Origin of the sequence: Natronobiforma cellulositropha (assembly GCF_025629245.1) — an archaeon.
In the GTDB taxonomy this organism is placed as follows: domain Archaea; phylum Halobacteriota; class Halobacteria; order Halobacteriales; family Natrialbaceae; genus Natronobiforma; species Natronobiforma cellulositropha.
The window spans coordinates 433,875-453,788 of record NZ_JANZXN010000015.1 but is presented as its reverse complement, the minus strand read 5'-3'; the positions used below and the strand labels follow the sequence as shown (position 1 = coordinate 453,788).

General features: G+C 64.3%; 23 protein-coding genes and 2 pseudogenes. 16 read left to right on the top strand and 9 right to left on the bottom strand.

What is annotated here, in order from left to right; translation table 11 throughout:
• Window positions 1-127: 127 nt before the first annotated feature.
• Window positions 128-907, bottom strand: a complete 780-nt coding sequence (locus tag N0B15_RS08055; protein WP_263019170.1) for a hypothetical protein — start codon at window positions 905-907, stop codon at window positions 128-130.
• 303 nt (window positions 908-1,210) lie between these two features.
• On the opposite strand from N0B15_RS08055, the gene N0B15_RS08050 reads away from it, so the two are divergent.
• The 3 genes from N0B15_RS08050 (at window position 1,211) to N0B15_RS08040 (ending at window position 2,820) form a co-directional block, all read left to right on the top strand.
• A complete protein-coding gene (locus N0B15_RS08050; RefSeq protein WP_263019169.1) occupies window positions 1,211-1,696 on the top strand; it encodes a hypothetical protein in 486 nt (161 codons plus the stop codon).
• Between the two features lie 648 nt (window positions 1,697-2,344).
• A complete protein-coding gene (locus tag N0B15_RS08045) occupies window positions 2,345-2,611 on the top strand; it encodes a hypothetical protein (RefSeq protein WP_263019168.1) in 267 nt (88 codons plus the stop codon).
• Window positions 2,608-2,820, top strand: a complete 213-nt coding sequence (locus tag N0B15_RS08040; RefSeq protein WP_263019167.1) for a hypothetical protein — start codon at window positions 2,608-2,610, stop codon at window positions 2,818-2,820. Before N0B15_RS08045 ends, N0B15_RS08040 begins: the two co-directional genes overlap by 4 nt.
• A gap of 251 nt (window positions 2,821-3,071) precedes the next feature.
• On the opposite strand, the gene N0B15_RS08035 is transcribed toward N0B15_RS08040, so the two are convergent.
• The 7 genes and pseudogenes from N0B15_RS08035 to N0B15_RS08005 all read right to left on the bottom strand — a co-directional run bounded on the left by N0B15_RS08035 (window position 3,072) and on the right by N0B15_RS08005 (window position 8,946).
• Window positions 3,072-3,947 carry a DUF8172 family protein gene (locus tag N0B15_RS08035; protein WP_263019166.1) on the bottom strand — a complete coding sequence of 292 codons (876 nt, stop codon included), beginning with the start codon at window positions 3,945-3,947 and terminating at the stop codon, window positions 3,072-3,074.
• Window positions 3,948-4,064: 117 nt separating this feature from the next.
• Window positions 4,065-4,237 (bottom strand): annotated as a pseudogene (locus N0B15_RS08030) (IS5/IS1182 family transposase); the annotation flags it as partial.
• Between the two features lie 158 nt (window positions 4,238-4,395).
• Complete coding sequence (locus N0B15_RS08025) at window positions 4,396-5,484, bottom strand: Mrp/NBP35 family ATP-binding protein (RefSeq protein WP_263019165.1); 1,089 nt, start codon at window positions 5,482-5,484, stop codon at window positions 4,396-4,398.
• Between the two features lie 49 nt (window positions 5,485-5,533).
• Window positions 5,534-5,743 (bottom strand): hypothetical protein, encoded by a 210-nt coding sequence (locus N0B15_RS08020; protein ID WP_263019164.1) that lies wholly within the window; start codon window positions 5,741-5,743, stop codon window positions 5,534-5,536.
• The gene (nrfD, locus tag N0B15_RS08015) at window positions 5,740-7,110 is read right to left on the bottom strand and encodes an NrfD/PsrC family molybdoenzyme membrane anchor subunit (RefSeq protein WP_263019163.1); all 1,371 of its coding nucleotides are present in this window, start codon (window positions 7,108-7,110) and stop codon (window positions 5,740-5,742) included. Before nrfD ends, N0B15_RS08020 begins: the two co-directional genes overlap by 4 nt.
• Complete coding sequence (locus tag N0B15_RS08010; RefSeq protein WP_263019162.1) at window positions 7,107-8,345, bottom strand: 4Fe-4S ferredoxin N-terminal domain-containing protein; 1,239 nt, start codon at window positions 8,343-8,345, stop codon at window positions 7,107-7,109. Before N0B15_RS08010 ends, nrfD begins: the two co-directional genes overlap by 4 nt.
• A gap of 106 nt (window positions 8,346-8,451) precedes the next feature.
• On the bottom strand, window positions 8,452-8,946 hold the full coding sequence (locus N0B15_RS08005) for a halocyanin domain-containing protein (protein ID WP_263019161.1): 495 nt from the start codon (window positions 8,944-8,946) through the stop codon (window positions 8,452-8,454).
• A 129-nt stretch (window positions 8,947-9,075) separates the two neighbouring features.
• On the opposite strand from N0B15_RS08005, the gene N0B15_RS08000 reads away from it, so the two are divergent.
• A complete protein-coding gene (locus N0B15_RS08000; protein WP_263019160.1) occupies window positions 9,076-9,423 on the top strand; it encodes a cupin domain-containing protein in 348 nt (115 codons plus the stop codon).
• A 273-nt stretch (window positions 9,424-9,696) separates the two neighbouring features.
• On the opposite strand, the gene N0B15_RS07995 is transcribed toward N0B15_RS08000, so the two are convergent.
• Complete coding sequence (locus N0B15_RS07995; protein ID WP_263019159.1) at window positions 9,697-10,371, bottom strand: helix-turn-helix domain-containing protein; 675 nt, start codon at window positions 10,369-10,371, stop codon at window positions 9,697-9,699.
• Window positions 10,372-10,503: 132 nt separating this feature from the next.
• Here N0B15_RS07995 and N0B15_RS07990 point away from each other — a divergent pair.
• The 12 genes and pseudogenes from N0B15_RS07990 to N0B15_RS07935 form a co-directional block, all read left to right on the top strand.
• A pseudogene (locus N0B15_RS07990) lies at window positions 10,504-10,710 on the top strand (DUF2249 domain-containing protein); the annotation flags it as partial.
• Window positions 10,711-10,803: 93 nt separating this feature from the next.
• A complete protein-coding gene (locus N0B15_RS07985; protein WP_263019219.1) occupies window positions 10,804-11,037 on the top strand; it encodes a DUF2249 domain-containing protein in 234 nt (77 codons plus the stop codon).
• Between the two features lie 113 nt (window positions 11,038-11,150).
• The gene (locus N0B15_RS07980) at window positions 11,151-11,447 is read left to right on the top strand and encodes a DUF2249 domain-containing protein (RefSeq protein WP_263019158.1); all 297 of its coding nucleotides are present in this window, start codon (window positions 11,151-11,153) and stop codon (window positions 11,445-11,447) included.
• A 52-nt stretch (window positions 11,448-11,499) separates the two neighbouring features.
• Complete coding sequence (gene cyoE / locus N0B15_RS07975) at window positions 11,500-12,963, top strand: heme o synthase (protein WP_263019157.1); 1,464 nt, start codon at window positions 11,500-11,502, stop codon at window positions 12,961-12,963.
• A 337-nt stretch (window positions 12,964-13,300) separates the two neighbouring features.
• Window positions 13,301-14,407: a copper-containing nitrite reductase gene (gene nirK / locus N0B15_RS07970; RefSeq protein ID WP_263019156.1), complete on the top strand. Its 1,107-nt coding sequence runs from the start codon at window positions 13,301-13,303 to the stop codon at window positions 14,405-14,407.
• A 42-nt stretch (window positions 14,408-14,449) separates the two neighbouring features.
• Window positions 14,450-15,034, top strand: coding sequence for a plastocyanin/azurin family copper-binding protein (locus N0B15_RS07965; protein ID WP_263019155.1), 585 nt, complete (start codon window positions 14,450-14,452; stop codon window positions 15,032-15,034).
• Between the two features lie 87 nt (window positions 15,035-15,121).
• Window positions 15,122-15,955, top strand: a complete 834-nt coding sequence (locus tag N0B15_RS07960) for an SCO family protein (protein ID WP_263019154.1) — start codon at window positions 15,122-15,124, stop codon at window positions 15,953-15,955.
• Window positions 15,956-15,957: 2 nt separating this feature from the next.
• On the top strand, window positions 15,958-16,491 hold the full coding sequence (locus N0B15_RS07955; RefSeq protein ID WP_263019153.1) for a TlpA family protein disulfide reductase: 534 nt from the start codon (window positions 15,958-15,960) through the stop codon (window positions 16,489-16,491).
• 110 nt (window positions 16,492-16,601) lie between these two features.
• Window positions 16,602-17,258 (top strand): cytochrome c biogenesis CcdA family protein, encoded by a 657-nt coding sequence (locus N0B15_RS07950; RefSeq protein WP_263019152.1) that lies wholly within the window; start codon window positions 16,602-16,604, stop codon window positions 17,256-17,258.
• Between the two features lie 144 nt (window positions 17,259-17,402).
• Window positions 17,403-17,552: a hypothetical protein gene (locus N0B15_RS07945; RefSeq protein WP_263019151.1), complete on the top strand. Its 150-nt coding sequence runs from the start codon at window positions 17,403-17,405 to the stop codon at window positions 17,550-17,552.
• Between the two features lie 4 nt (window positions 17,553-17,556).
• Window positions 17,557-18,105 carry a cupredoxin domain-containing protein gene (locus N0B15_RS07940; RefSeq protein ID WP_263019150.1) on the top strand — a complete coding sequence of 183 codons (549 nt, stop codon included), beginning with the start codon at window positions 17,557-17,559 and terminating at the stop codon, window positions 18,103-18,105.
• Window positions 18,102-19,907, top strand: coding sequence for a cytochrome c oxidase subunit I (locus tag N0B15_RS07935; RefSeq protein ID WP_263019149.1), 1,806 nt, complete (start codon window positions 18,102-18,104; stop codon window positions 19,905-19,907). The genes N0B15_RS07940 and N0B15_RS07935 overlap by 4 nt, the downstream gene beginning before the upstream one ends.
• The last annotated feature ends 7 nt before the right edge of the window (window positions 19,908-19,914 follow it).

Here is a 19,914-nt window from a genome sequence, read left to right as displayed (position 1 = left end):
GGAGATGGCTCACACGCGAGGGCGCTCACTCCGTCGGTCTGGTTTGACAGTCCGGTGATCAGGCCAGACAACCTTCGGCGGAGGCGAAAAAGGACGTCCCCCGTATAACCCCTGTTATTAGAGACAGTCAGTGGTCAAAGAGCAGATCTTTCATGCGCTCATACTTGTGACCAGCCAAAGACATTATATATATAATGGATACCGAACCCAACGTAAGCGCGATAACTAAAGATATTTCTGACAGTATCAAAAATGTCGAATGAAACACAATGGGAAGAGACTCGGTGATGGTCACGTCACTATCAAATCTGAATTGGTAGAGGTGATATTCCTCATACAAGTATCCATTCACTTGGAGCATTATTTGGTGGGAAATCGCAAACACGAGGGCTACTGTTACACTAGTACGCATTCTAGAGTTTCTTATATATGGCTCCAATTTTGATGAGCTGTATGTTCCGATAGTCAAAATGAAAGCAAAGAATCCAACAAATAGGATGACAACAAAGACCACCGCCAATATTTCGGCTTCTTGAGTTACTATTTGAAGGATTGAATAGAAGAGGGTAGCAAATAATGTTAAGAATATGATGGTGTCGATATTCTTGGCGTGGAAAATAGATGATATTACATCAGAATCACCAGATACTTGATCCGAGAGTGATAATAAGATAACTACTGCTAACAGACCAGAGATTAGTAACGATGTGACAACGCCAAGTTGGACAAGTTGATCATCAACCTCCTCAGTAGGAACGCTTGAAATATATACAGAAAGTGCCGCAAAAACACCCATGACTAAAAATAGGCTCGAATTGTCACTTACATATCCATTCAATGAGATTCGTTCAACACTCGAGCTATCGTCAGAATCCTCATCAGAAAATTCATCTCGGTCCGTACCCATTCGAATAGATGGGAGTACAAACTGCGGGTATTTCTTATTAGCGTTTGAATGACCTCGGTGTGATGTAGTTCACTAATAATTTTGTTAATTTCGAACTGACATTCGATCCTTCAAGTGTCTTCCCGGGCGTATTCACGTTTCACCAGATTGCTTGAATATCCGCTCACCATCACCCATTTCCAGAAATCATATGTAACTCTCCGTGAAATAACCAGCCGGAAGTGACGCCCCCACGCAGGGCGGGTACAGATACTAGTTGTAAATTGAACAAGAACTATGTCCGAGAGACCACATCGTTCTCGTATGGATGCACCCGTCGGTAGGCGATCGGTACTCCGGAATACGTTGTCCACAGTGGCACTGATGGCCGTCTCGGGCTGCCTTGGAGGCGGGGATCGGTTCGGAGGCATCATCGGTCGGGATACCGGGACCCCAAAAGAGGGCCGACATCCCGAGCCGGGCGATCTCGAGGTGGATGTCATCCCGGCAGAGGAGGACAAGGACCAACACGTTCACCTCCGGTCGGTGACGGACGACCGCCTCTGGATGAACGGCTCAGTGCTCGTCTTTCCCGATGGATTCGAGTACGTCTTCGGAGACCGGGCGGACATCATCCTCGGTATGGGTTACGAGGTCGAGGTGTATGTCGACGACCGAGACGACCTCCGATTGCATAGGGCCGCTCTAATATACGTCCTCGGAGCAGACCACCCAGACCCTCCTGCACTGACTCGAGATGCAGACGTTTCCATCATCTCTCCATCTTCGGAAGTAGTGTATGGCGAGTGAGTTGCGGTCAGTAGCGTTACTCACCGCTGTCCGTTGCCAACCGACAAGCAGAATCTCTCGGTCAATACAGGCGGAGGATTTAGCGGAGGTGCTTGTCGTTCAACCGACGGCGATACTCAGATTTCAGGATGTGTAGCGTGAGAAGTACCGGAAAGAGCAGAAGTGGCCAGAGCCACGGAACGAATAGAATCAGCAAGGTAAACTGTACGGCGACGAGCATCAGCAGAATATCACGCTGCCTCTCGGCATCGATCGACATTGGTCAATCGTATTTCAGGGGTCAGAATACACGTTTCGATTCCAACGAATCACTCCGAAGTTCCGGTTCCATCGCTTGCGGGATCACTCGCAGTACCTGGGTCGGGAGTAGAGAGCAGACGGCCTCGAATCACTACGAAACGGCAGAACCAGTTCGAACGGTCTCACACCGAAGAGACCGGTCCACCGCTCAGAGATCACCCCGTACCGGGAGGTCACTCCACTCCCCAGAGACTGCAACCACCAGCCATTTCCAGAAATTATATGTAACTCTCCGTGAAACAACCAGACGGAAGTTGCGCCCCACGCAGGTTGGGCACGGATACGAAGTGCCCCGGGTGTGCATACCACCCGCGGCGTGGCTTCCATCCCACTACGGGATCAAGAGCCATGACTCAGTACCAACTCCGCGAACTTAAAACACTCGCAAACACGCTGTACAGCCCGCGAAACTGCGGTTTTCTGAGTGACGACGTTGTCGACTCGAGCCAGCCCCACTCCCCACTCGAGCGACGGCGACGCCACGCTACCGACACCAACCGATGCCACACCAGCGGCTGTCGCCACCCCGACACCAGCGACTCCTACCGACTCGAGTTCGCCAGCCGTCTCCGAACCCGCCCGCTCGAGTGCGCGCTCGCTGGAGGCGTGCGATGACGGACGGAGACGAGGTCGCAGACGAGAACGCCGACGAGAGCTGGACGCTCGAGGGGTGGCACCCGCCGCGCTGTCCCCACTGTGAGAGCGTCGTCGTCGGGACGACGGCGACGGGGCCGTGTACCATCCAGGCCTCGTGTGGCTGTTATCTGACGCAGGCGGAGGCGCGAGCGCTCGCGTGGACGCCGCCGGAACCGGCCGAGCGCTGAGCGGCGGCCGGGCGATTCGAAGACGAGGGTCGACGGCCGCCGAGAGTGCGACGCAGCGATGTCGCCCCTCGAGCGGCACGTACACCAGACGAGCCATGCAAGCGTTTATACTGTAACAGAGTCAAGAGTAGATTGACCAATGAGTCTCGATGAGGCGGTTGACGAAGCGCTCGCGACGTACAATATGTCGCGCAGCCAAGAGGCCGAAGAAACGGGCCGAACAGTCGCCACACTCCAGGACTAACGGCACCTCAGTCGAGGTTCCGAATCTCTTCCGCGAATGCTGTTTTCGATAGCCTTGGGGTTTCCTTCAGCTCTGGATACCCTGCTCGTTCGACGGCTTCTTCGACGAACTCGATCCAGAGTTCTTCGTGCTTCTCTGCGTAGACGACCTTCGCCTCACTCGGGTACATATCCAGTTCGTATACAGTCAAATCGATTTCGACCGCGTGTTTCCGCTCGAGTGTTCTCGCGCCGAAGCGATACAGGTGCTTGAAGAGAACGTTCTTCCGTCGAACGGTCAACAGCCGCTTCGATTCGTTGATGTACTCATTAACCCACTCCCGCCAGTCGTACGTCTCTGGATCGACTTCGACGGACGTTTCCGGCATCGAGAAGTCCGGATTCAGACGCCGGAGGTAGAACTGGATCAGTGCGACAGCCGTCCGGTGGTTGGCGTTCGGAAGTGCGTGTTTCAGAATCAGGTTCGAGGCGAGTCGACCTGCAACGGCTGTTGCTGAGCCCTCCCACGACGTCCGATCGAGCACGCCCGGCAGCGCGTCGACGTCGATCTTCTTATATGCCTCGACAGGAACACCTTCTTCCTCCTCGTTTTGAGCGATGAGGGCGCGGTAGATCTCGAGCAGTCGAACGACGATGGTGCTGTTGTCCTCGCTCATCTTCGCGAGTGACGCATTCAGGTTGAAATCGATCCCACGAACAGGCCCACCGCCGACGCGGGACGTGTAGATGACGTAGAATTCTTCGTCGATATCGTATGCTTGGACCTTCACTGCAACGTCGTCATCGTAATCAACGATCTGCGAGACAATTTCGACAGGGTCCGGATGGACGAAGTCGAGAGAGAATTGCTTGTCACCGGGATGGTGGTAGTAGACGTGGCCCATCTGGTATATTGTACTTCTTCATCAGTACTTAGTAACCCAGTTTGTCGAACAGGAGAGTATGAGTGAACCGTTGTGCTGGCGATTGCGTTCTGCGTGATCGATGCAGCGGAGTTCACGACCCTTGTCTGCGAGTAGGCTGTGCAGGTCGTCCGCGGTGGGGCGGGTTAGTTGCCAGCCGATCTGCGTGTCGTGACGGCTCTCAGCCGTAGAGTGAACGCCGAGCACGGCTTGGTCTCAGTATCGACGAATGCGGTTGTTTCGAGCGTCTAGACGCCGTAATTCGTTCGTTGACGTAGACGGAGGCTCGAGCGCTCGCCTGGACGCCGCCAGAGACCGCCGAGCGCTGAGCGGCGGCCGGGCGGTTCGAAGGCGGAGGTCGGCGGCCGCCGAGGGTGCAACACCGTAGTGGCGCTCGAGGCAGGCTTACGACGCGCTCGAGGCGGGTTCACTACGCGCTCGAGGCAGGGGCGTCGCTCGAGGCGGCCCGTGTCTCAGCGACGGTCTGGCGGTTGACCGCGCCGATGCGGTCGGCGATGCGGTCGACGACGGCTTGCATCGACGGCTGGACGGGGCTCTCGTCGGCTTTGATGACGGGACCGTCGCGGTCGGTCGCGCCGACGTCGGGGTGAATCGGGAGGTGGCCGAGCAGCGGGACGTCGTAGTCGGCGCTTATGTCGTCCGCGCCGTCGCGCCCGAAGAGGTGGTGTTCGTCCTCACAGCCGGGACAGTGAAACGTCGACATGTTCTCGACGACGCCGAGGATGGGTGTCTCGTGTTCCTGGAACATCCGCAGGCCCTTCCGGGTGTCGTCGACGGCCATCTGCTGGGGGGTGGTGACGATCACCGCGCCGGTGACGGGCATCGTCTGTAAGAGGTTGAGCGTCGCGTCGCCGGTCCCCGGCGGGAGGTCGACGATCAGGTAGTCGAGGACGCCCCACTCGACGTCGGTGAGAAACTGGGTCATGATGTTGTTGACCATCGGTCCCCGGAGGATGGCGGGGTCGTCGGCGTTCTTCGTCAGGAAGCCCATGCTCATGACGCGGACGCCGTCCGAGCGCGGCGGGACGAGTTCGTCGTTCGGCGTCACGCCCGGTTCGCCCTCGATGGGGAGGATGCGGGGGACGTTCGGGCCGTGGATGTCCGAGTCGAGGATGCCGACCATCGCGCCCATGCGCTCGAGTCCGGCCGCGAGGTTGGCCGCGACGGTCGTCTTCCCGACGCCGCCTTTGCCGCTCGAGACGGCGATGATGTTGCGGACGCGGGGCAGGACGGTCTCGTCGAAGCCGTGTTCGGCACCGGCGTGTGCGCGGAGGTCGGGTTCGTAGCCGGCGTCGGTGACCACCTCGCGGATGCGCTCGCCGATGGTCATCTCGGCGGGTGCGTGTGGGGTGTTGAACGCCAGCGAGATGCGGGCGGTACCCGCCTCGTCGTCGATTCGGACGTCGTTGACGAGTCCGAGGGAGACGATGTCCTCGTCGTTCAGGGGGTCAGTTACGGCGGTCAGTCGGTCTGTGAGATCGCGTTCGAGCTGGTTCATTGGAAGTGGGTGTGTGGATGTTCGGAGACGGTACGAGAGGGGGCGGAAATTAGAAGAATAAGAGGTCGATCACCACCGTCTTGAGGTACATGCCGCCCCAGAGGAGCGTGGTCAGGCCGACGAGGTAGCCGACGCCTAAGAGTGCCACGCGTCTGTCGCGGGGCTCGCCGAGGAACCACGCCGCCAGCATGACGTAGACCGGGACGAGGATGACCCCGAAGATCAGGTAGGTGCCGGGACCAGGGAAGCCGGTGGTCACGTCCCCACCTCCATCTCGGCTGCGTCAGCCGGTGGCTCGAGTTCGTCCTCGGCGGTCTCTCGCTCCTGGAGGTGTTCGATCGCGTGGAGTTCGACGACCGGGATGACCTTCGAGACGACCATGAAGAACAGGACGACGATGGCGACCGTGCCGACCACCGAACCCATCTCGATGAGACTCGGGACGTACGAACCGGGCGTGGCCTCGTAGAGGCTGAACGTCGGGTACATGAGGCCCTCGACGACGAAGAACACCTTCTCGAGCAGCGTCGCCGTGAGGACGGTGACGCTCGCGAGGACCGCCCGGGGCTTGCTGAACAGCGACGGACGGATCGCTTGCGCGAAGATGTAGGCGAGGGACACGCCGACCATGCCGATGGCGATCAGGTAGACAGGGTGGGAGAGCTTCGCCGACGTCGCGGCGCTCTGGTCGAGCGGGGCGGCGAACGAGCCGCCCACGATCTGCTGTAACTGGAGCCAGAGGAACAGCAGGGCGAAGAAGCCGAGCCAGAGCGTCAGCCCCCGGAAGACGTCGTCTGAGATGATGTGGTCCCAGCCGTAGGCCGCCCGGAAGGCGAACGAGAGGATGATGACGCCGCTGATCGCGGAGGTCAGCGCGATGGTCAGGAACTGCGGGCCCTGGATCGAGCCGAACCAGCCTGGCATCGTCGGGATGAGTGCGAACAGCCACGGGATGACGCCGCCGTGGAGCAACAGCGGCGCGAGGATGATGATCGCGAGCGCGAGCCACCAGACCATGCGCTCGACGACCGGGTCCTCGCGCTCTGTGTAGCCGGCCGTCAGCAGCCGGTAGAGCGGCTCGAACCGGTCGGGAAGCGAGTCACGGAGGCGCACGAGGTCGTAGCGGAGCGTGAGCGCGAGGTAGGTCGCGGTCATCACGAAGTAGAGGGTGATGACGGTCACGTCCCAGACGAGCGGCGAGTTGTGGACCGTCACGTGGTAGTTCCCCAGGATGCTCGTCACCATGCGGTCGGGCCGCCCCATGTGGATGATGATGTAGAGTCCGGCGACCGAGAGGCCCGCCAGCGTCAGTAACTCGGCGAGGCGGGCGACCGGCATGTAGCGGTCCATCCCCAGGAGGCGCACCGCCGCCGAGAGGATGATCCCGCCGTGGGCGATGCCGACCCACCAGATGAACGCGCCGATGTACAGCCCCCAGGTGACGCCGCCGCTCGAGCCCCAGTCGGCGAGACCGGTGACGATCAGCCCGTGTTGCAGCTGGTAGGCCCAGCCTGCGAGGAAGAGACCGATGGCGACCAGCACGCAGGCGAGGACGAGGTGGTAGCGTCTCGAGGTGGAGCGCATCGGTCGGAGGACGTCGGCCTCGGTGGGCGTGTGCGTGCTCACGAGAAGACACCTCCGGCGAACGTCTCCTCGTCGAGGACGTCCTTCCGGCGGTCGACCTGTCCCATCTCTTCGTAGCTGACCGGTCCCTCGACCTGTTTCGCGTTCGGCCCGGGTTCGTTGCCGACGAAGACGACGTTCGGCTCCGTCCCCAGTTCCTCGAGCAGGCGGAAGGTCGAGACGCGGTCAGACGGCCGGTTGGCGAACGTCTCCCGGTCGGTCGGGTTCTCCTCGCGGACTGTCTCGAGGTACTGGTTCGGATCGCTCTCGGGGTCGTTCATGTCGCCGAAGTAGATGGCGTCCATCGAACAGGCGTCCTCACACCCGGTCGTTCCGCGGCGGTCGGGGTCGTCCTGGCGCGTCGGACACATGGTACACTTGCCCATGACGCCTTTCGGTGGTCGGCTGTCGACCCAGCGCCCGCGGTCGTCGTAGGCGTGGTGGGGGTCGATTTCGCTGCCGGGAACGTCTGGCTCGCCCCACTGGAAGTAGTTGACGCCGTAGGGGCAGGCGACCTGACAGTAGCGACAGCCGATACAGACGTCGTAGTCGGTGAGGACGAGACCATCTTCGGTGCGTGTGTGGCGGGCTGTCGTCGGACAGACCTTCTCACAGGGAGCGTTCGTACACATCTGACAGGTCCGGACGAGGAAGTTCTCGCCGTCCTGGTCGTCGTCCTCGTAGGTGAAGACGTACATCCAGTTCGACCCCGCGGAGGTCTGGTTCTCCTGGCTGCAGGCGATCACACAGGAGAGACAGCCGTCACACTTGTCCAGGTCGATGACCATCCCCCACTGTCTGTTCGGGTCGTCCTCGTCGCTCGCGGCCGCCTCCGCGCTCGCCGACTCGTCACGGTTCTCCGCGGTCGCCCACGCGCCGAGTCCGACGAACGCGCCGGCAGCGCCCATTTTCTGTAACACTTCGCGGCGCTCGAGTTCCTCCTCGTCCGTCTCGGCCGCGACGGGGAGGTGTCCGCTCGCCGCTGACTCGTCACTCGTCTCGAGCGGACGGTCGTCGACGCCGAACTCCTCGACGACGGCGTCGTGGTAGCGTTCGTGGAAGTCGGCTTCCTCGAGTTCGCCAGCGACGAGTCGACGGGCGTCTCTCGCCATCTGAATGCCGAGTTCGGTGTCGTACTCGCCCTCGTCGAGGACGGCGCGCATCTCGTCTTCCCAGTCGTCGCCGCGGAACGCCGAGACGCGCTCTTCGATGCTCGGTTCGTTGTCGTCGTCGATCATTCGATCACCTCGGTGTCCGTCTGCGCCTGCCGGCGGTGCCACTCACGAGACCGTTCGCCTCGAACCGAACGTGGGTGCCCCCGCCCGACGCGTCGCTGTGTGGTGCTCATTCGACGACGACGACGCCTTTCTGTCCGAGAGTCACGTGCGGTGAGCAGTAGTAGCGGTAGGTGCCTGCTTCGTCGAACGTGTGCTCGAAGGTGTCCCCCGCGTTCGTCAGCATGTCACTCTCGAATTCGCCGTCTTCGTGGGTGACGTCGTGGCCGCCGCCGTCGCCGGTCCACTCCCAGACGACGGTCGTCCCCTCGTCGACGACGATGGCGGGTGGGTCGTAGCGCATGTTGTTGCCACCGGCACCGTTCATGACGGTCACCTCGCTCTCGCCGGTGTAATCTTCGACGCCGTCGTAGTTGTCCACGTCGTCGAACCAGTCGCCGAAGTCGTACTCGTCGTTTCCGCCACCGTTGCCACCGGTGTCGTCGTCCGACGGTGCGCTCGGTTCGTCGTCGCCGCCCCCGGCACACCCGGCGACGAGCACGAGTGCGGCGGTCCCAGTGGATGCTTTCAGGAACGTACGGCGAGTGGTGTGTTGGTCGGTCATCGTTGTGAACCTCGTTCGTCCATCGGCGTCCCCTGGAATTGTACTCGTGCGGCGATTTTCACCCGGCGGGAACGGTGGCGAACAGGTTCGGCTCAAGGCCCTTCTCGCGTCGTCACCGAGAGCCACCCGATGACGAGTACACAGTCAGCGGAGACCGACGCCGTCGACTCGACCGAACGCGTCACGCTCACCGACCTCGAGGGCACGCCCCACGCGCGGGTGTTCGAGGGCGAACCACAGACGATCCGGCTCACGCTCGCGGCCGGCGACTCCATCGCACCCCACCAGCACCCGGACAGACAGATCGTCCTCCACCTCCTCGAGGGGAGTCTCGCGGTCACGCTCGGGGAGAACGAACACGAACTCGAGGCTGGCGAGGTCGTCCGCTTCGACGGCGACCAGTACGTCTCGCCGACGGCGCTCGAGGACAGCGTCGCGCTCTTAGTGCTCGCACCGAGGGCGGATGCCGAGGAGTGACGAGATGAGATGAAATGAGAGACGGCCACCCGTGACCGGGTGGTCGTCGCCGACCGACGACCCAACGCAGAGCGGTATGGGCCGGCATGGTTGGTACTTAATGGTGTACCGTGGTGTGAGATGGTGTAAATTGGCCGCAGGTAATGTCGCATAGCATTGTCTGGTAAACCATAGTGTAGAGTGGTACTGAATAGTGTAGAATGGGGCACGTGGGTCGGAGTGGTGTACCACGGAACAGTGCGGGGCGACGATCGACCGACAGCCGTGTTCGGTTCAGGAGTGTGTCGGAACCTGTTCGCTGCGGCGTGGGTCGTCGGCCGTCGGCAGGTCGTCGACGAACTGTTTGACGATGGCTTCTTCCGCGCGGTGGAGCGTCTCGCTGCACGTCGACTTCGCGATCTCGAGGTGGTCGGCGAGTTCGGTCAGCGAACACCGACGCGGCGTGTCGTAGTAGCCCTGCTCGACCGCCGCGAGGACGAGTTCGCGCTGGCGTTCGGAGAGGAGCTGGCTGTCGTGTAGCCGCTCGCGGACGTGTTCGACGCGGTAGGTGAGACCGAACCCGGTGAGCTGTGTCGTCAGCTCGGAGAGCCGGTCTCTCGAGCCGGTCACCTCGATGATGGCCTCGCCGTCGCGGATCTCGACCGGGAGTTCGATCGGCATCCCGGAGTCGCGCGAGGAGAACATGAGCAGCGGGGCGGTGGTCTCGAAGTGGACCGTCGCCTCGTTCTCGCTCCACTGTGCGAGAGTCAGTTCGGTGAGCTGTGGGTGGTCGTCCATGTCGGCCAGCACGGACTCGACGTCCGGGCCGGTGATCCGGACCAGTGCGAACCCGGAGTTCGCGCCGGGCACCGCTGCGAGGACTTGGATGGTCGCCTCGGGGTGTGCCGTCGAGACCTGCTGGACCCACACCTGTTCGGGTAACGTGATCGCGAGTGTCGCCTGTGCCATACGAACAGGTTCGTTCACTGTCTTACTAACCGTGAACACGAATACGTTCGGGCGGGAATGACCGAAAGGTTCAGATACTGGCGAACGGGTTCGCGACAACGGTCACCCCGGTGACGCCCGACTGTCGAGGTGATGACTCCAGACGACGCCGACGTACGGCTGGACGTGCGCGAGATCGACGGCCCGCCGTTCGGAGAGATCACGGCTGCCCTCGACGCACTGGGGAGTGACGAACGGCTGCGCCTCGTCGCCGGATTCGAACCCCGGCCGCTCTACGAGGTGCTGACCCAGCGAGGCTTTCGCTACGAGACCGAACGGCGAAGCGACGTCGAGTGGCACGTCCTGATCGAGGCGGAAACCGACGACGCGGCAGGCGAGGGCGAACCGGTTCGGACGAACGACGATAGCCACTCGCCCCCGACGGACGAACGCATGACGACACTCGACGTCAGATCGATCCCGCCGGTCGAGCGCCACCCGACGATTCACGCCGCCTTCGACGAACTCGCCCCCGGTGAGACGCTCACCATCGTCAACGACCACGAACCGAAGCCGCTGTTCTACGAGTTCCAGGCCGAAGTCGACGCCTTCGACGCCGACGGCTACACCGTCGAACAGGCCGACACGCAGAAATTCGTCGCCGAGTTCCCGAAACGAGGCGACTGAGCGAACCGATCCCCGGAACAGACACTTTTTTGCGCAGACTCGAGTCCCGCCAGCGCCACCGACCGAACGGGTTCGTGAAGAACTAGAGGCACGACGAGTACCAACCGCCAGCTATGGCGAGTACACACCAGCGGGTAGCGCTCGAGCGAACCGACGCACCGCCAGACCGGCCCGTCGACGTGCTCGACGTGCGGACGCTCGGCCCGCCCGAACCGCTCGTGCGGACGCTCGAGCGCCTCGCGGACCTGCCCGACGAGACGATCCTGGTCCAGCGAAACGACCGCCAGCCGGGCTTTCTCTACCCGAAACTCGAGGCACGGGGCTACGCCTTCGAGACGGTCGAACTCGAGACCGAGACCGTGACCGTGATCTGGCGGCGAGAGCCGACGCGGACGGCCGAGGAGCGGTGAGACCACGACCAGGTCGCTCACGAGCAGACTCCCCCACCCCACAGCCACGACAATGACTACGCATACACGCACACGCACACACGGGCGATTGCTCGGCGTACTCTTCGCGACGGTGCTCGCGACGTACGTCCTCATCGCACTCGGCACCGCCGTCTCGACGACGGGGAGCGCCGGGGGCTGTACCACCTGGCCGAGTTGCTCGAGCGACTGGGCGGTCGGACCCGTCAGCGCCGACGGACTCCTCTTCTGGGGCCACCGCGCGGTGGCGCTGGGAACCGGCGTCTTGCTCGCGGCGACGGCCGTGCTGGCCTGGCGCGAGTCGGTCGGCCGACGCCTCGCACTCGCCATCGGCGTCGCCGTCGTGCTCTACCCCATCCAGGTCGCTCTCGGAGCCGCACTCGCCGTCTACGACGTCCCGCTGGCGAGCGTCGGCCACCTGGCGCTCGCGGGGGTGATCTTCGCCGGACTCCTCGTCGCGCTCGTACTCGCACTCGAGGACGCGGCCGGAACGGACGCCGTCGACGAGACGCCGGTCGCGTCGACGGCCACGGCCGAGCACGAGCCGGAGCCGCCGACGGCGGCCGCGGCCGTGGACGCGAACGCGCACACGCTCGAGCGAGATCCCTCCGTCCTCGAGCGCGCACGCCGGACGGCCGGGGCGTACCTGACGCTCACGAAGCCGAAACTGATGTGGCTGCTGTGTCTGGTCGCGCTCGCCGGGATGGGGCTGGCGACGCTCACCGGGGAGCGACTCGAGGTGACGACGGCGCTCGCGACGCTCGTCGGCGGCGTGCTCGCCATCGGTGCGAGCGGGACGTTCAACCACGTCTACGAGCGCGACCGGGACCGGAAGATGGCGCGGACGGCCGACCGGCCGATGGTCCACGACCAGGTGCCGGTACGGAACGCGGTGGCCTTCGGTGTCGTGCTGACCGTCGCCTCCGTCGTGGTCGTCTACACGTGGGTGAACGCGCTCGCGACGGTCCTGACGGTGTCGGCCATCGTCTACTACGTCGTCCTCTACACGATCCTGTTGAAGCCGAATACGGTCTGGAACACGGTGCTCGGCGGCGGCGCGGGGGCGATTCCGGCGCTCATCGGCTGGGCGGCGGTCACCGGCTCGATCGGCCCGCCGGCGGTGGCTCTCGCCGCCGTCATCTTCCTCTGGACGCCCGCCCACTTCTACAGTTTCGCCATCACCTACAAGGACGACTACGCGCGCGGTGGCTTCCCAATGCTCCCGGTCGTCGAGGGAGACCTCCTCGCCCGGCGACACATCGCGCTCTACCTCGGGGCGACGCTGCTCGCGGCGAGCGTACTCGGCTGGCTGGCCGGTCTCGGCTGGCTCTACGCGCTCACCTCGGTCGCCCTCGGGGCGGTCTTCCTGCGGTCGGTCGTCCGCCAGTATCACACCCCCACCGAAGCGGCGGCGCTCCGGTCGTTTTTCGTCTCGAACTACTACCTCGGCGCGATCCTGCTCGCAGTGATCGTCGAGACGCTCGTCCTCGCCGGGTGAGGCGCAGATCGGACGAGCGTGAGACCGTTCGCCCCCCCCCTTCCGGAATTCGGCCGACTCGAGCGCGAGCGCTCGTCTCGAGCGGGGGAGGGTACCTAAAGGCCCACCATGCCGTAGGAATTGGACGAACGTACAACCATCCGCGTCGGCCGCAGTATGGCGTGTCTTTACGTCAGGCCACTATTTCCGTCCGAATAGGTCCGATGTGCCGGTTCTGTCTGGCTCTCCCCTATATGTAGCGCCGGCCGAACACCTCCGGAGGCGTTTCCATTCTCCGGGAATGAACTGTCTAATTGACCACCCGTACACTCCTATCCCTATTCGAGGACGAAGCACGATGACCTACAACGAGCACACCCGAAGACGGTTCCTGCAGGTGGCCGGCGCTGCTGGCGTCGTCGCGATCGCTGGCTGCGTGAGTGACGCCGACACGGAACCGGAGTCGAACGGAACGAACGAACCGGCGACCGAACCGGCCGACGAGGGTGGGCTGCCACCCGCGGAACCGGTCGATGTCGAGACTATCGCGGCCGATCCGACGGACGTGCCCGACCCGGTCGACTGGGACGAACCCCGCCGTCACGAGTGGCGACTCGAGACGATCGAAGCGGTCGCCGAGATCGAACCCGGCGTGACGATCCGGTACATGACCTACGACGGGCAGGTTCCGGGACCGATGTTCCGCTGCCGTGTGGGTGATACGGTCCACCTGACGTTCGACGTGCCCGACGAGCACAACGTCGACATCCACAACGTCGACTTCCACGCGGTCTACGGTCCCGGCGGCGGAGCGATCGATACGACCATCGCCCCCGGCGAGGGGGAGGTCGAGATCGAGTTCCAGGCGACCTACCCCGGTGCACACATCTACCACTGTGCGCCCGGCAACCACGACCAGCACATCAGCCTGGGGATGTTCGGGACGATCCTGGTCGAACCCGAAGAGGGCTTACCCGAGGTCGACCGCGAGTTCTACCTCGGCCAGCACGAACTCTACACCAACGGCGACACCGGCGAGGAGGGCCACCACACCTTCGACTTCGGCGCGTCGGCCGACGAGGACCCGACCTACGTCCTCTTCAACGGCGAGGTGGCTCGCTTCACCGCGAACGGTGCGGGCGGGCCGCTGCACGCCGAAGTCGGCGAGCGCGTCCGGGTGTTCTGGTGTAACGGCGGGCCGAACCTCGTTGCGGGTCCCCACCCGATCGGCAACGTCTGGAGCGAGTGGTACCGCGACGGCGACGTCCTGTCGGACCCCGCCAGGTACATCGAGGGGACCGCACTCCCCGCCGGTGTGACGGCATTCGGCCACATGGACCTCGAGGTGCCGGGTCCGATCCACCTCGTCGACCACGCCCTCAGCCGCGTCGTGCACAAGGGCCTGCTCGCGACGATCGACGTCGAGGGCGAGCCGAACGAGGAGATCTTCAACCCGAACCCGTAACGCGCGTCGGTCTCCCCCACGCGCGGTCCCCATCCCCTACCCATGCCACCCACCGTGACGAGACGACGGCTGCTCGGTCTGAGCGCGAGCGCCGTCGGACTGGCGATAGCTGGCTGTCTCGAGCGTCCCTCGAGTGCGAGCCGGGCCGACGAGAGCGACGCCACTGGCGAACTCGGCGAGCCTGCCGAGACCGTCGAGGTGCGCGTCGTGTCGGTGCCGAACGTCGCGTTCGAGCCCGGAATCGTCCACGTCGTCCCCGGTGGCACCGTCCGCTGGGTCGTCGAGGGCCACCGCCACGACGTGACGGCCTACCACCCGGAGACCGACGGCCCACAGCGGATCCCCGACGGCGCACAGCCGTGGGCGAGCGGTCTCCTCCGTGGCGGCCGGGAGTTCGAGCGAACCTTCGAGACCGAGGGCGTCTACGACTACGTCGACACGCGCGCACTCTGTGCGAGCCACGAAGCCCTCGGCGCGGTCGGCCGCGTCGTCGTCGGCTGGCCGGACCCCGCGGACGAACCCGCACTCACCCACGACGGATCCGAGCTGCCGGGGCGGGCAGCGACCGTGACACGGCAGTACGACGAGCAGACGCTCGCCGCCCTCGAGCGACCCCGGCGTACGTAAATTCCGAACATATTCGTGCCTGTTCCCACCGACAGAGAACTGCTGTGGAGGTTTAGCCCGGGCGGAGACGAGGAGTAGACAACGACCATGCCGACACCGACTTCCCACACTCGACGAGCCTACCTCGCTGCGGCGGGCGCAGCGGCTCTCACACTGACCGCAGGCTGTACCAGCCTCCTCGGCGGGGACGGCTACGACCACGTCGTCCTCGAGCCACCCGAACACTACGAGATGCTGCGGGAGTCTCGAGACGGCGGCGACCTCGCCCGCCCGGTCTACGGCGACGAGGTGCCCGACGTGGGCGCACCGTGTACCGTCACCGGTGAGGAGGTCCGGACGACCGACTTCGCGGGCGAGCGCCACGCGCTCTACACGTTCATTTTCGCGCGCTGTCACGCGGCGTGTCCGACGCTGACCGCCTCGCTCCGTCACGTCCAGGACGACTCGGTCGACGGCGACTACGTAGACGACGTCGCCCTCTGTAACGTGACGTTCGACCCCGAACACGACACCCCCGACGTGCTCGAGTCCTACGGCGACGGACTCGGCGTCGACTACGACCTCGGCAACTGGCACTTCCTGCGCCCGGAGACCGAGGCGGACGCCCACGAGGTCGTCTCCGAGGCGTTCGGCTGTTACTTCGAGCGCAACGAGGACTACGAGGAGGGCAACGGCCACGGTGATCACGGCGAACACCACGGCGATGGCCACGGTGACGACCACGACCACGGCGGAAACGACGACACAGACGCTGGCGGTGCGGGTGGCGGCCACTCCGACATGGCGTTCGCCCACGCCTCGATGATCGTCCTCGTCAACGCCGGCGGCTACGTCGAACGCACCTACACCGGGATGGACCTCCCCACTCCGGCGGCGCTCATCGAGGACGTCCGCACGGTCGTCGACGGGTGGGAGCCGTGACGATGGGCCGACGCGAACTGCTCGCGGGCGGGGTCGCCCTGGCAGGCGTCGCCGCCGGTGGGGCGTTCGCCCTCGGCGGCTGGAACCCCCTCGAGCGCGAGGGTGACGTCCCCGCGTTCGACCTCGAGTCGCTCGAGGCACCCGGCAGCGCCGCGGGAACGATCACCGTCCCCGAGCGAGGGCGCGTGACCGTCCTCGAGTTGTTCGCGACCTGGTGTGGCGTCTGTGCGGAACTCATGGTCCCGCTCGGGACGGTCTACGACGAGTTCGGCGCGGACGTCCAGTTCGTCTCGGTGACGAACGAACCGCTCGGGCGGACGATCACCCGCGAGGACGTCGCTTCGTGGTGGGCCGACCACGACGGCCGGTGGTCGCTCGCCCACGACGCCGACCTCGAACTGACGAGCGCGCTCGAGGCGACGAGCGTCCCCTACAGCGTCGTCCTCGACGAGACGAACGCGGTCGTCTGGGCCGAGTCGGGCTACAAGTCCGTCGAAGCGCTTCGCGCGCCGATCACCGCAGCGCTCGAGGGGTGAGCCTCCCGTGCCCGCCACTGCGACGGGAGGGGTGGCGGGTGATGCGGTGACGGACGGAGCAGTGACGAGCGGGGCGGTGACGGACGGAGCGGTGACGGAGGTGAACGGCGATGTCCCCTGAACTGTTCGGAGCGGTCGCCTTCGCCTTCCTCGCCGGCGTGGCGACCTTCTTCGCGCCGTGTTCGTACGCGCTGTTGCCGGGCTACGTCGGTTACTACGTCGCGGCGACCGGCGAGCGACGGCCGCCGCTCGCTGGCGCGCTCGTCAGGGGGAGTGCGGCCGCCGTCGGTGCGCTCACCACGTTCGGACTGCTCGCGGCTGTCGCCGTCGTCGCCGGGTCGACGCTCGAGCGAGCGCTCCCGTTTCTCGAGTACGGTGTGGGCGTGGCGCTGGTTCTCGTCGGTCTCTGGGTGCTCTACGGTGGCACCGGAGCGGTCCACGTCCTGTTGCCACGGCGGCGTGCCTCGGTCACGGGCTTCGCGGCCTTCGGGGCGGCCTACAGCCTGGCCGCGACGGCGTGTGTCCTCCCGCTGTTTCTGGCGCTCGTCCTCCGGTCGCTGACGATGTCGCCCGCGGAGACGGTGGCGGTCGTCGGCGCGTACGCGAGCGGCTTCGCGGCGTTGTTGCTGGCGGTGACGGTGGCCGTCGCCGTCGGCTACGACCTGAGTGCGAGACGGGTCGCCGGCTACAGCGACGCGTTCGTCAGACTCGCGGGGGTCGTCCTCGTCGTCGCTGGAGTCGCACAGCTAGCCATCGCTGGCGGCTGAGCCGACCCGGGGACGGTCGGCTCACTCGATGCGTGCGAACTGGTTCGGCCGAAACGCGCCGGTTTCCAGAATCCGGGAACCGGGACGAACCTGTGCGGGAGAACGGCTACCGGGTATTCGAGACGAGTTCGTCGTGTACGAGTTATGACTACCGCACAATCGGAGGACCGAATCCCGTTCATGCAGCGGCTGTACAACAGGGTGTGGTTGCTGGCCCTGCTGGCCCTGTTGTTCTTCGCGCTGTCGTACGTCGTCTGGGGACTGATCGACATCTACTCGGTACCGGTGGGGTGATTCCATGACGTCGCCACTCAAACCCCCCGAAGGAAACTGGTGGGATCAGCCCGTTGACAGACGCGAGACGATCTGGCTGGGGCTGGGCGTCGGCTGGGCACTCGTTCTCTTCGGCTGGATGAGCGCGTTCACCCGCGTCGGCGATCAGAACCCCATCGGCGAGACCTACCGCGTCAGCGCCGAGGAGTTCAGGGCGAAGATGGGCGAGTACCAGGACGCCGGCGAGGAGACCGACGAGGGACTCGTCCCACCCGGTGACGACGTCCTCATCGGTGCCGGACAGTTCTACTGGGACGGTCTCCCGGTGGTGCTCGAGGCGGACCGACAGTACGACATCCACCTCTTCGCCTACGACGTCCAGCACGGCTTCTCGATCCGACCCGAAGAGACCCTGAGCAAGCAGATCAACCTCCAGACGATTCCGGGCTACGAGTGGGTCGTCCCGATGACGTTCGACGAACCCGGAACCTACCGCGTGCTCTGTAACGAGTTCTGTGGCGACGGCCACGAGGCGATGCACGGGCGACTCGTCGTCCGGGAGGGCGAGCAATGAGCACCTCGAGCCGCCACCGGCTCGACGTCCTCGGCCTGTTCGACAACGAGTACGACGAGGACGGCTACCGCCAGTGTTCGGTGACCGGTCTCGACGTCCACCGCTCGGTCGAGAACCACGTCAAACTGTTCGGCGTCACCGCCGTCGTCTGGCTGCTCGTCGGCGGACTGTTCGCCATCACCGTCGTCGGCACGCGCTGGGAGGCGATCGGCCTGCTCTCGGCGAGTGACTACTACATCCACCTCAGCATGCACGCCTGGAGCATGCTGCTGTTCTGGATCGTCTTCGTGGAGGTCGCTATCCTCTACGTCGGCGGCCCGATGGTCCTCGGGCGACGGCTCCCGCTGACGAAACTGGCGAAGGCGGGCTACCTCGTCATGGTCGGCGGGGTCCTGACGATCTACTACGCCATCTGGACCACCAGCGCGCCCGACCAGGCACCGCTGCTGACGGCCTACATTCCACTCCCCTCGTCGCCGCTGTTCTACGCCGGGGCGCTCACCTTCGTCGTCGGCGTCGTGATCGCGGCCGTACCGTTCTTCGTGACGCTCTGGCGCGAGAAGCGCGAGAAGCCCGGTGAGACCCTGCCGCTGGTCACCTTCGGCGCGTTCATCACGGGCATCATCGCCGTCGAGGCACTGTTAGGCGGCGTCGTCGCCTTCGGCGGCGCGCTGCTCTGGCGACTCGAGATCCTGACCTTCGATCCGGCGGCCTACCGCATGTGGTTCTGGATCGTCGGCCACGGCACCCAGCAGATCAACCTCGTCGCGATGATCGTCGTCTGGTACTTCCTGACGCACGTCGTCGGCGGCGCGGAGGTCGTCAGCGAGAAGGTCTCGCGGACGGCGTTCATCCTCTACCTCTTTTTCATCAACATGGGCGCGGCCCACCACCTGCTGGTCGACCCGGGCATCTCGACCGGCTGGCGCATCTGGAACACCTCCTACGCGTTCTACGGCGCAACCTTGGCGAGCCTGATCCACGCCTTCGCCATTCCGGCAGGCATCGAAGCCGGGCGACGCAAACGCGGGAAAGGCGGCGGCCTGTTCGGCTGGCTCACCTCCGCGCCCTGGCAGAACCCGATGTTCGCCGCGCCCGTGATCGCGATCATCCTCTTCGGCTTCCTCGGCGGCATCACCGGGGTACTCATGGGACAGCTCCAGCTCAACATGGCCTGGCACAACACGTTCGCGACCGTCGGCCACTTCCACTCGACGGTCGTGCTCGGGACGACGATCACGTTCATGGCCGTCGTCTACTTCGTCATCCGGACGATGTTCATGCGCCGGTTCGTCTCGAACCGCCTCGCCAGCCTCCAGCCGTTCCTCTACGGCGGCGCGATGGGGCTGACAGCGCTGATGATGATGTACGTCGGCATCCTCTACGGCGTCCCCCGCCGGACGCCCGAGGTCGTCGCGAACATCCCGGGGACGGACTTCAGCCTCTCGGCTGCCGAGCCGCTGTTCGTCGTCTTCGGTCTCGCCGCCTTCGTCGCCATCGCGGGCGGGGCGCTGTTCGTCGTCCTCGCCGTCGGCTCGCTGCTGTTCGGCGAACGTATCGAACCGGGGCGCGTCGACGACTCGCTGCTCGCCGACGGTGGCGACGCGAGCCTCGGCTTCGCAGACGGCACGGAGCTGACTACCCGCGAGAGCATCGACCTCTCACAGGACCCGGACGACCCCGTCCACGCCTACGAGATGCGGGGGACGTTCGTGCTCTGTCTGCTGTTCCTGGCCGCGTTCGTCATCACCTACATCCTGAACTGGTACCTGATCACCCAGCTCTGGCAGATCGGTGCGTAGACCGATC

Coding starts and splice junctions, on each gene's coding strand:
- N0B15_RS07985 (WP_263019219.1), top strand. CDS start 10,804: ATGACGACACTCGACGTCAGATCGATCCCGCCGGTCGAGCGCCACCCG.
- N0B15_RS07960 (WP_263019154.1), top strand. CDS start 15,122: ATGCCGACACCGACTTCCCACACTCGACGAGCCTACCTCGCTGCGGCG.
- nirK (WP_263019156.1), top strand. CDS start 13,301: ATGACCTACAACGAGCACACCCGAAGACGGTTCCTGCAGGTGGCCGGC.
- N0B15_RS07980 (WP_263019158.1), top strand. CDS start 11,151: ATGGCGAGTACACACCAGCGGGTAGCGCTCGAGCGAACCGACGCACCG.
- N0B15_RS08050 (WP_263019169.1), top strand. CDS start 1,211: ATGGATGCACCCGTCGGTAGGCGATCGGTACTCCGGAATACGTTGTCC.
- N0B15_RS07955 (WP_263019153.1), top strand. CDS start 15,958: ATGGGCCGACGCGAACTGCTCGCGGGCGGGGTCGCCCTGGCAGGCGTC.
- N0B15_RS07950 (WP_263019152.1), top strand. CDS start 16,602: ATGTCCCCTGAACTGTTCGGAGCGGTCGCCTTCGCCTTCCTCGCCGGC.
- N0B15_RS08040 (WP_263019167.1), top strand. CDS start 2,608: ATGACGGACGGAGACGAGGTCGCAGACGAGAACGCCGACGAGAGCTGG.
- N0B15_RS07965 (WP_263019155.1), top strand. CDS start 14,450: ATGCCACCCACCGTGACGAGACGACGGCTGCTCGGTCTGAGCGCGAGC.
- N0B15_RS07940 (WP_263019150.1), top strand. CDS start 17,557: ATGACGTCGCCACTCAAACCCCCCGAAGGAAACTGGTGGGATCAGCCC.
- N0B15_RS08000 (WP_263019160.1), top strand. CDS start 9,076: ATGACGAGTACACAGTCAGCGGAGACCGACGCCGTCGACTCGACCGAA.
- N0B15_RS07995 (WP_263019159.1), bottom strand. CDS start 10,371: ATGGCACAGGCGACACTCGCGATCACGTTACCCGAACAGGTGTGGGTC.
- N0B15_RS07935 (WP_263019149.1), top strand. CDS start 18,102: ATGAGCACCTCGAGCCGCCACCGGCTCGACGTCCTCGGCCTGTTCGAC.
- N0B15_RS08035 (WP_263019166.1), bottom strand. CDS start 3,947: ATGGGCCACGTCTACTACCACCATCCCGGTGACAAGCAATTCTCTCTC.
- N0B15_RS08055 (WP_263019170.1), bottom strand. CDS start 907: ATGGGTACGGACCGAGATGAATTTTCTGATGAGGATTCTGACGATAGC.
- N0B15_RS08005 (WP_263019161.1), bottom strand. CDS start 8,946: ATGACCGACCAACACACCACTCGCCGTACGTTCCTGAAAGCATCCACT.
- N0B15_RS08025 (WP_263019165.1), bottom strand. CDS start 5,484: ATGAACCAGCTCGAACGCGATCTCACAGACCGACTGACCGCCGTAACT.
- cyoE (WP_263019157.1), top strand. CDS start 11,500: ATGACTACGCATACACGCACACGCACACACGGGCGATTGCTCGGCGTA.
- N0B15_RS08045 (WP_263019168.1), top strand. CDS start 2,345: ATGACTCAGTACCAACTCCGCGAACTTAAAACACTCGCAAACACGCTG.
- N0B15_RS07945 (WP_263019151.1), top strand. CDS start 17,403: ATGACTACCGCACAATCGGAGGACCGAATCCCGTTCATGCAGCGGCTG.
- N0B15_RS08010 (WP_263019162.1), bottom strand. CDS start 8,345: ATGATCGACGACGACAACGAACCGAGCATCGAAGAGCGCGTCTCGGCG.